This window comes from Pauljensenia sp. UMB9872, assembly GCF_030212665.1.
GTDB lineage: Bacteria > Actinomycetota > Actinomycetes > Actinomycetales > Actinomycetaceae > Pauljensenia > Pauljensenia turicensis_B.
In genome coordinates, this window is record NZ_JASOER010000013.1 from 66050 (window position 1) to 76748 (window position 10699).

Annotated in this window: 9 protein-coding genes and 1 pseudogene; 5 read left to right on the forward strand and 5 right to left on the reverse strand. The window is 56.3% G+C overall.

Translation table 11 applies throughout. From position 1 onward, the window contains the following. Positions 1-181 precede the first annotated feature (181 nt). The gene (locus QP109_RS06520) at positions 182-2215 is read left to right on the forward strand and encodes an NlpC/P60 family protein (protein WP_285024040.1); all 2034 of its coding nucleotides are present in this window, start codon (positions 182-184) and stop codon (positions 2213-2215) included. A gap of 158 nt (positions 2216-2373) precedes the next feature. Here QP109_RS06520 and QP109_RS06525 read toward each other — a convergent pair whose 3' ends face one another. The 4 genes from QP109_RS06525 to QP109_RS06540 form a co-directional block, all read right to left on the reverse strand. After that, positions 2374-2769 (reverse strand): hypothetical protein, encoded by a 396-nt coding sequence (locus QP109_RS06525; RefSeq protein ID WP_101628479.1) that lies wholly within the window; start codon positions 2767-2769, stop codon positions 2374-2376. Positions 2770-3009: 240 nt separating this feature from the next. After that, entirely contained in the window at positions 3010-3579 is a 570-nt protein-coding gene (gene pyrE / locus QP109_RS06530) for an orotate phosphoribosyltransferase (RefSeq protein WP_285024041.1), read from the reverse strand. Between the two features lie 255 nt (positions 3580-3834). Next, on the reverse strand, positions 3835-4659 hold the full coding sequence (locus QP109_RS06535) for an HAD-IIA family hydrolase (RefSeq protein ID WP_285024042.1): 825 nt from the start codon (positions 4657-4659) through the stop codon (positions 3835-3837). A 45-nt stretch (positions 4660-4704) separates the two neighbouring features. After that, positions 4705-5214 carry a PH domain-containing protein gene (locus tag QP109_RS06540; protein WP_285024043.1) on the reverse strand — a complete coding sequence of 170 codons (510 nt, stop codon included), beginning with the start codon at positions 5212-5214 and terminating at the stop codon, positions 4705-4707. Positions 5215-5363: 149 nt separating this feature from the next. Here QP109_RS06540 and QP109_RS06545 point away from each other — a divergent pair, with 149 nt between their 5' ends. Both QP109_RS06545 and fbaA read left to right on the forward strand, forming a co-directional pair. Beyond that, on the forward strand, positions 5364-5987 hold the full coding sequence (locus QP109_RS06545) for a TrmH family RNA methyltransferase (protein WP_285024048.1): 624 nt from the start codon (positions 5364-5366) through the stop codon (positions 5985-5987). 207 nt (positions 5988-6194) lie between these two features. Next, positions 6195-7211 carry a class II fructose-bisphosphate aldolase gene (fbaA, locus tag QP109_RS06550; RefSeq protein ID WP_101628475.1) on the forward strand — a complete coding sequence of 339 codons (1017 nt, stop codon included), beginning with the start codon at positions 6195-6197 and terminating at the stop codon, positions 7209-7211. Positions 7212-7381: 170 nt separating this feature from the next. On the opposite strand, the gene QP109_RS06555 is transcribed toward fbaA, so the two are convergent. Next, the gene (locus QP109_RS06555; protein ID WP_285024044.1) at positions 7382-8752 is read right to left on the reverse strand and encodes a hypothetical protein; all 1371 of its coding nucleotides are present in this window, start codon (positions 8750-8752) and stop codon (positions 7382-7384) included. Between the two features lie 237 nt (positions 8753-8989). Between QP109_RS06555 and QP109_RS06560 the strand changes: the two are divergent. Then, positions 8990-9249 (forward strand): annotated as a pseudogene (locus tag QP109_RS06560) (class II fructose-bisphosphate aldolase); the annotation flags it as partial. A 166-nt stretch (positions 9250-9415) separates the two neighbouring features. Continuing rightward, the gene (locus QP109_RS06565; RefSeq protein WP_285024045.1) at positions 9416-10594 is read left to right on the forward strand and encodes a hypothetical protein; all 1179 of its coding nucleotides are present in this window, start codon (positions 9416-9418) and stop codon (positions 10592-10594) included. Positions 10595-10699 lie beyond the last annotated feature (105 nt).

The following is a 10699-nucleotide window of genomic DNA, read 5'->3' on the forward strand; positions in this document are numbered from 1 at the left end:
ATCCCGAACGCGAAATCGTTCGGCGTGCCGGATAGTCCGGAAGTCGACGTGCTTATTTCCTCGATTCGCGGGTGTTCAGTCCTATGCGTCATCTGACTCGATGGTCCACTGAGTAGTAGTTAATGCTAATCTGATCTGACTGATTATGTTGTGATCGCCGGAGTTGCAATACAGGGGAACAATGAGAGTTTCACATCAAATCCCGTGGCGTACATTGACAAGCGCGTTTGTCATCTCTGGGCTTGTCCTGTCGGCGAACGTTGCCACGTTTGCTGACGAAAACGGTGAAAGCGCACCTTTGACCGTCACAACCCAGAGTGATCCCCAAGAAAACCCGCAGAATCAAGTGGGGGGTGCTTCACCTCTAGAAGCTGAAACCACAGCGCCTGTCGATACCCCGAAAAAGACGACCGCCCACGAACCTTTGCAATCCCCTGAAGGTTCATGGATCTACTCCGGCGTCTGGCAGTGGAAACAACCCGACGGGACGCTCCTGAAAGACTCATGGGCGCGTATTAACGGCTCCACCTACTACTTTGACGTGAACGGGACCATGGCAAGTAGCTGGTTCCGCAACTCTGATTCGTGGTTCTACGCATCCGCGTCTGGCGCTATTACCACAGGCTGGTTGAGTGACCGAGGCGCTTGGTACTACCTTGACCCTGTAACGGGGCAGATGGTCACCGGCCAGAAGCAAGTGGGAAACGAAACCTACTTCTTCAAGGCCTCTGGTGCGATGCGTACCGGTTGGGTTGAGATGTCCGATGGGTGGCATTATGCGACTACGTACGGCGCCGAAGTTCGTGGGTGGTTGAGTGACCGAGGTACTTGGTACTACCTTGACCCTGTAACGGGGCAGATGAAGACGGGGCGTCATCAGGTTGGTTCTGTTTTTTATTTGTTTGATGGTTCTGGTGCGATGCGTACCGGTTGGGTTGAGATGTCCGATGGGTGGCATTATGCGACTACGTACGGCGCCGAAGTTTATGGTTGGTTGAGTGACCGAGGTACTTGGTACTACCTCGACCCTGTAACGGGGCAGATGGCCACCGACCAGAAGCAAGTGGGAAACGAAACCTACTTCTTCAAGGCCTCCGGCGCGATGTGGACCGGCTGGCACAAGCGCGCAGATGGCTGGCACTTCCTGAACTCCAACGGTACTGAAACCCGCGGCTGGGTCGCCTCCGGTAAGAAGTGGTACTACCTTGATCCCGCTACAGGCATCATGGTGACAGGTGAGCGAACCATCGGCGGGAAGTCCTATGAGTTCGCATCAGATGGCGCGATGTTGACTGGCTGGCAAAAGCGCGCAGATGGCTGGCATTACCGTAAGCCTTCAGGTGAAGTCGGCCTTGGATGGCAACGGGTTGGTTTGGATTGGTACTACCTTGATCCCGCTACAGGCATCATGGCGAATGCTGGCCGCACGATTGACGGGAAATGGTACAACTTCCTCTCATCGGGTCAATGGGTCAACTACCAAGCTCCCGCCGGCTATCTACAACCGACAATGTCAATTCAGTCCCTTGGATGGGCTACCAATACTCTGACCTACGGCATGAACGGCGTGAAAGTCAGAATCGTTCAACAGCGCCTAGGTATCTGGCACCCGATGAAGCTGGCGTCCGTTGACAGTGGTTTTATGTCGGCAGTGCGTAACTTCCAACGTCGAGCGGGCCTGCCACAAACGGGCGTTGTCGACGAGCGCACATGGAATGCGATGGGAACCGGGTATTCCTGGTACGTTGACCAGTATCAAGTTGCGCCGACCGTTTCGCTTAGTGCAAGTCGCTCCGAACACATTGAAGCAATGATTTCCTACGCTTTGGCGCAGGTAGGATCGCCTTACACTTGGGGTGGAGCTGGTCCGTACAACTTAGGCTTTGACTGTTCGGGTTTGGTGCTTCAAGCACTACACGCAGGTGGCCTTGATCCACAACCGATTAACGTGCACAAGCATGCGTGGCCGGCCTATCGCACCTCGCAGGAGCTCTACAACTACTCCGGATTCCAATACCTTCCGCTGTCGCAAAGGCAACGTGGTGACTTGATCTTCTACACGTCGGGTGGCGTAGTGACGCACGTGTCGCTCTACTTGGGTAATGAGAGGGTTGTCCACACCGACTGGATGGGGAATCCGGCTCGTGTTGATTCCGTGTGGACCAGCTACGGGTACTACAACACGGCACCGTGGGTTATTCGCCCGTTCCCGTAAAGAGAATCGTGATCTAGCGGGTCGGTAGATTTCCAGTTTTGCCGGCACGAAACGAGGCCCCTCAGGAAACCGAGGGGCCTCGCCAGGTCAGTATTAGGGAAGCGAAATTCTTTACGGGCCTGAAAATCTTCCTTGGAGATCTGCCTTGGAACTCTGCCTTAGAACACGATTGGCCAGTGCGGAAGACACTCGGTCAAAGTGATGTGCGCGGAGTTAAAGAGCTCTACAGTTGATGCATATTCGGGGTTCAACTCGGGCGTCTTCCCGGTCTTAATTGCTTCTTCTCCAGCCCGATCATCAACGTATTCGTTTAAGGAGCCATCAGACAAGCGTGCACTTGCATCCGCGTACGCTTTGAACGCTTCCGTTGCATGAGTACCAGTGGAATCCACCGATCCTGCTTGCACTAGAGCATCAGTCTGCGCCGAGGCAAAAGCCTTGACGAAAGAAGCCCACGCGGTAGTTGCAGTGGTGGAATTGCCCGAGAGTGTTGCTTCAGTAAAGGCTTGTCCTTCAGGCAAGGACTCGAGTGCCTGGGCGAGGATGTCATCCATCGCTTGGCACCCCTCCGTAGGAGCGTCCATCTCGGGAAGCGATGGGGCCGATTGAGGATCTGCATAGATCCCCGATTCAGCCTCAGATCCGATTGAGTGCGCTGTGGGGGCAGACTGCGGGTTTGGCTGGGGCGATGGTGAGCATGCGCCAAGAGTAAGCGTGAGACCTGCTATCGCGCTCAAACACACTGAGCAACGTCCCGTGAAGAGTCGATTTCGCATGAGATTTCTACCGCGAAATCAGGCCAGATCGAGGTCTTCAAGACCGAGCGCATAGAAGTAGGGGAATCCCTCGGCCTCGATGCGTTCCTTAGCGCCGGTTGCGCGGTCAACGATGACTCCAACCGCAACGACCTCGGCTCCTGCTTCACGCAGAGCAGTGGCAGCTTCCAGAGGCGAACCGCCAGTGGTCGAGGTGTCTTCGAGGACAACCACGCGCTTGCCGACCACGTCCGGCCCCTCAATGCGACGCTTCATGCCGTGGTCCTTGGCGGTTTTGCGCACAACGAAAGCATCGAGGTCGAGGCCACGCGAAGAAGCGGCATGCATCATTGCGGCTGCAACGGGGTCCGCTCCCATGGTCAGACCGCCAACTGCAACATAGTCTTCGCCCGGAGCAAAACCGGATTCTTCCAAAAGATCGAGCATGACGTGGCCGATTAGGGGTGCAGCTTCGTGGTGAAGCGTTGCGCGACGCATATCAACGTAGAAATCAGATTCGCGACCGGAAGCCAGAGTCACCTTTTCGTGGATGACGGCAAGTTCCTTGACGAGTTCGGACAGGCGGGCTTTTTGAGAGTCATTCGTCATGCTTCACAGTCTAGACGGTAGGTGGCATAGAGGACGGGACGACGGTAGGCGAGCATAGGAGATGGGACGGTTTCGCCACACCTTTCGCTCCGTAGAGCGCCACATATGAAAGTGCCCGAACCTTTGAACTGTCCCCCGGAAGTTGGACTGATTAATTCAGTTTTTCTCCCGGGGGGAGGGGGGACAGTTCACTTCAGGCTGGGGGCAGTTTCGTCAAGAGCTCGAGCATTCAGCCCGAGAGGGGAAAACAGGCGGTCAGCCGGCGAATGCCTCGACCAGTTCAATCAGCTCACCAATACCTTCGTGAATCCCAAATGGGCGGTACGGGTACTGTTCGATTTGTTCGATCGACGTTGAGCCGGACAGCACAAGGTGCGTGCGCAGACCGGCCTCAACACCCGCCTGAATATCCGTGTCCATGCGGTCGCCGACCATTGCAGCGTGCTCAGAGTGGGCGCCGATCTTGTTCAGACCTGCGCGGATCATCACGGGGTTTGGTTTGCCGACGAAGTAGGGGCGCTTACCGGTGGCTGCGGTGATCATTGCTGCGATCGAACCGGTCGCGGGCAGTGTGCCTTCATCTGAGGGGCCTGTGACGTCCGGGTTGGTGGCGATGAACTTTGCACCACTTTCGATCAGTCGGATTGCTCGGGTAATCGCGTTGAAGTCGTAGTTACGTGTCTCGCCGAGCACCACGTACTCAGGATCCTGATCGGTCATGATGTAGCCGGCGCCGTGGAGCGCGGTCGTCAGTCCAGCCTCGCCAATCACGAATGCGGACGAGTTGGGCGACTGCTGCGATAGGAATGCTGCGGTCGCGTTTGCCGACGTCCAAATATGTTCCTCAGCAACATCCAAACCGGACCGTTCAAGTCGAGCAGACAGGTCGCGGTTGGTGAAGATTGAGTTGTTCGTCAGAACCAAGAATGGCATGTTCTTGGCGCGCAGTGCCTCGAGAAACTGCTGAGCTCCGGGAAGGGCGCGGTTTTCCTTGACCAGAACACCGTCCATGTCGGAAAGCCATGCGGAAACAGGTGGCATGTCGGTGAGCGCCTTGGGCGCGATTTCGTTATCAGTCATGTCTTCATCCTATGTGGAATATCAGGGAAAGACATGAAGAAGGGTTTATTCAGGGTCTGCGTCGATTGCGCCTTGAATGTCGTTGAACAGCAGGTTTGAGATCTCAACTTGAACGTATTCGACGCGCGGAACATCGTGCAGGACAAGCGGGTCGTCTGCGCTGGTCTGTAGAGTCAGAGTGCCACACCCGAAGATGCGGTCGATAAAGTCGCGGTCCATTGCCACGTCGGAAATGCGCGTGATGGGCAGGTCGTGTCCCTTCTTGTTGATGATGCCGTGGCGCGTGATGATGCGCTTCGTGGTCAGCGTGAAGGTCGTGGTGAACCAGCGGATGAAGGGCATGATGAAGATCGGGAATGTCGCGACGATGACGATTGCCCAGACGATTTCGTGGCTGTAGGGCGCCCACTCAGTCGGTAGGTAGATCGACGCGAAGACGCCGACAATGATCAGAATCAGCTCAGCCAGCGTATTGCCAAGGATGGCTTTGAAGTGCGTGCGCATGTGGCGGACGATTTGTTCGTCTTGGGACAAGAGTGCATGACGTGGAGACATGTCTTAATCGTGCCATTATTTCCCTCGCTTGTGCTTGCTATGTAATGCAAGACGCTATCGTTATGCCCGTGAGTGATGTTTATCAGGATGTCGTCAGCGCCGGTGAGCGCGGTGCGCAGGTGCCAGACCGTGCACTCTCCTTAGGCATAATGGGGGACGAGGCCACGCCTGCTTTAGAAAGCCTGCCCGGTGTTGGTCCGTGGGTTGGTGAGCTTCCGACCGATGAAAAGTACGATCCTGAACTACTGAAGAACGGCGATCATCGCAACGTTGAAGACCAGTATCGCTACTGGACGATGGACGCGATCCGCGAAGACATCGCAGCCCACGCGCTCCCGTTCGAGGTTGCAATCGAGAACCTCGGTCATGACTTCAATATCGGTTCTATCGTGCGCACTGCGAATGCGTTGGGAGCCAGTCGAGTCCACATTGTTGGGCGTCGTCGTTGGAATCGTCGCGGGGCAATGGTGACTGACCGCTACCTGCAGGTCGATCACTGCCAGACCCCCGAAGACCTTGCCCGATCATGTGCAGAGCGCGGAATGAGCCTCGTCGGCGTCGATAACGTGGAGGGCTCCAGGCCATTGGAATCCACTGAACTGCCGAAGCGAGCGTGCCTGATTTTCGGCGAAGAATCCTCCGGGTTGAGCCAGGAAATGCGCGACCTTGCCGAGGTGATCGTCCACATTACCCAGCGAGGATCGACGCGCTCGATGAATGTTGGCCACGCGGCGGCAATCGCGATGTGGGCGCACGCGTCCAGTTTGGTCTGACGTTTCAGTGATGTGCGTGGCCTCGTTCCTCATCGGCGAGGCCTGGATACCGAAGCTAAAACTTCGCTGTTTTTGTTGCCCGCACGGGCAAAAGTCCGCCTTGGAAGCACTTATGTGCAGGAAATAGGGACTTCCTACCTCACACGAGACTTGCGATGTGTGGAACAATAGCCAGTGACAAATCTGTCGTTCGAATAGGAGGCTCCTGTGCCTGTCGCAACCCCTGAGGTCTACGCCGAGATGCTGAACCGCGCGAAGGAAGGCAAGTTTGCCTACCCCGCGATCAACGTGACCTCTTCCCAGACCGTTACCGCTGCTATCCAGGGCTTCGCCGAGGCAGAATCTGACGGTATCGTTCAGATCTCCGTCGGTGGCGCTGAATACGCTTCCGGTTCGACGATCAAGAACCGCGTCACCGGTTCGCTCGCCCTCGCTGCATACGCAACCGAGGTTGCCAAGAACTACGGCGTGACCATCGCTCTGCACACCGACCACTGCGCAAAGCAGAATATCGATTCCTGGATCCGCCCGCTCATGGAGATCGAGGCCACCCAGGATCTGCCGACCTTCCAGTCGCACATGTGGGACGGCTCGGCCGTACCGCTTGAGGAGAACCTTGAGATCGCCAAGGAACTCCTCGCCCTCTCCCAGAAGGCAAACACCATCCTCGAAATCGAAATCGGTGTTGTCGGTGGCGAAGAAGACGGTGTTGTCGGCGAGATCAACGAGAAGCTCTACACCACTACCGAAGATGCGCTGAAGACCGTTGAGGCTCTCGGTCTTGGCGAGAACGGCCGTTACCTGACCGCTCTGACCTTCGGCAACGTCCACGGTGTTTACAAGCCGGGTCACGTCAAGCTCCGTCCCGAAATCCTGGGCACCATCCAGGAAGAGGTCGCAGCAAAGGTTGGTTGGAAGAACAACCGTCCGTTCGACTTGGTCATGCATGGTGGTTCCGGTTCGACCGCAGAGGAAATTGCTCTCGCAGTCGAAAACGGCGTCATCAAGATGAACGTCGACACCGACACCCAGTACGCCTTTACCCGTCCGGTCGTGGAGCACATGTTCCGCAACTACGACGGCGTCCTGAAGATCGACGGTGAGGTCGGCAACAAGAAGCAGTACGATCCGCGTTCGTGGGGCAAGTCCGCTGAAGCGGGCATGGCTGCTCGCGTTGTCGAGGCTTGCCAGCGTCTCGGTTCCGTCGGAACCAAGATGAAGTGAACGCTTGCCTGTGGTTGAGCTGATTCACTGAATTGGACTCGGTGGCCCCGTCGCGACTCGTCGCGGCGGGGCCACTGCCGTTGTGTTGTAAGAGGACTGTGCGACGGGTGGTGTGGAATTCCTGATAAGTCGAGTGATGCCGTGCGCGGGTCTCTTGATCCGCGGGTGCGCTAGTTGCCGGCGGATTCGTATTTCCGCGTAGTCGTTTGTCGGCGGTGCGCCTCGCGGATCTCTGTCAGCAGTTCTGTTTTCTCAGCCTTCAACTCTTCGCTTACATGATCGATGATCTCTTTGAAGGGGCTCTTGTCGGGGGCCGCCAGGGGGTGGGCGATGATGTGACCCCATTTGAGGAGCGCGGGGAGTGAGAAAAGGCAGAACAAGAATAAAGCGACGCGGATGGATTCAATGTCGCGTGCGTAAAGGGTGGTGAGTTTGGAGGACCAGATAGCGGTGAGAAGTGCGATGCTCATTATGAGCATAATCCACGCGAGGAGATAAGTGGAGACGAATTCTTTCTGGGAAAGACGTTCGAGCACGGCTTGGTGAAGCACGACCACTGAATAGCCGAAGCAGAGGGTGAGAATCATGCTGAAGCCCGCAGTGGCCGCGAGGTGCCTGAGAACAGCTTCAGCCGGAGTGTTCTTGTCGAGGCAAATCATCATGGTGACAACGATGAGAGGGATGAGGAGCCCGACTGGAATCGCCCACAATTCGGACCTCCTTCTCAAAACGGATGCGAGAAGCCCCTTGAATCTCGCAGGTCTTGCAATGACTTTTGGCTCCGTGTCCTGTTCAAGTGCTTTCTGAAGGTCTTCAGGAAGTTCTGGGCGAGTCCTGCCTCGCGCCATCCGCCACATCGTCATCCCTGATTCACCCGTGGACAGTGCCCTCAGGTCCTCCAGTGCGGCTGTGGTGTCTAGCAGTCTCAGGACGCGTCCTGATGGTGAAGGGGATGCCTCGGACTTCCTGATGATGTACTTGAGGACGATCCAGTAGAGCATCCAGAACAGGGCTGCTGCGAGGAGTGATGACTCCCATCCGCCGGCGTCTGATGGGAAGCGCTTGATGAAGTTCAAGGTCGAAACCGCGGTGATAGCGGCGCTGATTATGAAAACGACTGCCTGGAGTGCGGTTTCATCTGATAGCAGCTTCGCCGTCTTCTTCTGATGAGCGAGCCATTCACGTCCGAACTGGTCCTTCTTCACCGGCGCCGAGGGGGAGGAGGTGGTTCCCTCGATGAATGACAGGCCGAGGAGCGCAAAAACCAGGCCGCTTTGAACGTTGAGAAGGGTCGAGTTGGGAACAGCGATGTTCTTGAGGTGGGTCCATAACTTCTCCGGAGCATTCGGATCACCCGAGATCCCCTCCCGATAGAGAGTGTCGAGACCGGTGATCAGTTCTGTGTAGGCGAAGAGGAGGAGAAAGGGTGTAAAAAGGAAGAATGTCCATGGAATGATATGTTTGAGGCGCTCGCGCAGGGTGGCGGATGTCGAAGTCTCCTGCGCGGCTTCTGATCCCTTAGTAGAAGGTCTTTCATTCATGGTGTTAATCCTATTTTCTTGAGTGGGATTATTAGCTGATCTAGTGCCGCCGCGGTTATAGAATTACTCAGACTCCTCCCCTTTGAGGAGGAATGGCTCTCGAAACCCCTATTCCTTCTTCGACAGGGTCTTCTCGATTTCTCGTCCCAGGGAGAGCAGGTTCTTGATTTTGAACTGCTCCCCATTAGTTGGACTGAGAAATTGATTACCGACTAGTGGGGAGTAGTTCAAGGGCGGATCGCCAAGGAACTCCTCGCCCTCTCCCAGAAGGCCAAGACCATCCTCGAAATCGAAATCGGTGTTGTCGGTAGCGAAGAAAAGACGGTGTTGTCGGCGAGATCAACGAGAAGCTCTACACCGCTACTGAAGATGCGCTGAAGACCGTTGAGGCCCTCGATCTTGGCGAGAACGGCCGTTACTTGACCGCTCTGATCTTCGGCAACGTCCACGGTGTTTACAAGCCGGGTCACGTCAAGCTCCGTCCCGAAATCCTGGGCCTTCACCCGTCCGCGTTTAGCCCTGTTTCGTATGCGTGAAGGCGCACTTTTGTCCGGCCACACTGGTAGTTTTGCGCGCTTTCGCTGAAAGAGTGTCTTTGGTAGCGACAAACACGGGTGAAACGTGATGAGATTAGAACAGTTCGACGTAAGAAGGGTGGTCGTTATGGGCCAGGTGTGGACTTCAGTTGAAGGCATGATGATCGGCGCGGGGCTTGATCCCAAGGCCATTATCAATGAGTTACATGAGCGCGCCATCCTAGCGAAAGTCGAGTGGTATCCGTCTGCCCCGCACTTTGTGGGCGTTGACTTCGCTGTTTCTGATGGTCGTATTGGCGTTGTTCGTGACAATACGCTTTCTGAAGGTCCCACAATCGAGGATCTCGCCGAAGAACTTGCATCCCGTTTTGAAGGCGAAGTCCGTATTTCGACCGTGGTCGTGGATTATACTCCCGAAGGGGCCAGCCCGCTTGCTGACGTGTGGGATGACGACCTGGATGACGATGAGCCGGCAGAATCCTCGCGAATCGTTGAGATTGGTAATACGCCTGCGTCGTCGGTGCCGTTGCTTGCAGCGCTTGAGGGTATTGATCTTGCCGATGTAGAGGGCAATGGTGGCCAGCGCCTGCTTCTTGCTGAGCTTCCGGCTGAAAAAGCCGGTTGGAACTTCGGTGAACTGCCACTGATAACCCTGTCGAAGCAGGATGATGAGTTCCAAATTTTCCTAGTCACGGATGACCACTTGGAACACGTTGTTATTCACAACTGGGCGATGGACTCAAAGATCATTCCGGGTGCGCACAATGTGCCGACAGAGGTTGACGACGAGATCCTGGATCTCGTCGGCGATCGTCCGAATTTGAAGAAGATTGCGGACGCGGTGAACGGGTCGAACGTTGACGATCTGTACAAGTCGACGTCCCTGTTCGGTGATGACGCTGTTGTCGCTGCGGTGAAGGCGCTTGGTCTGCCCGAGTCCGTTGCGGGCTTCCTGCTGGGTCGTATTGATGCCGATGAGGTTGAAGGCGCGAAGCTCCACATGGCTCGCGGTATTTCAAACGCGATCGGTCGTAGCGTGGACATCATGCTGAAGGAACCGGATTCACCGGCTCAGCCTCTATGGGAGTCCTACCATTCAATCGCCGTCGATCGTCCGCATCTGGTGAAGTATTTTGCCGGTGCCGAGGCTATTGTCGGCACGACGTTGCTGACTCTCGCGGTGCGTGCGCAGGCTCCGCGTCGTGGTTGGATGAAGTTCGGTGGTGTGCTCGGCGGGATTCTGCTGTTTGATTCGGTGGCAGAGTTGTCGCTGTCGCGTTACCTGCGTGCAAAGGAGGACCGCTAGTATCGCTTGTGGTTGATGCCTCCTCGTGTGCTGATCGCGCCAACCGCTTATTGACGAGGCCGGGGGGGGGGGGGGGGGGGGGGGGGGGGGGGGGGGGGGGGGGGG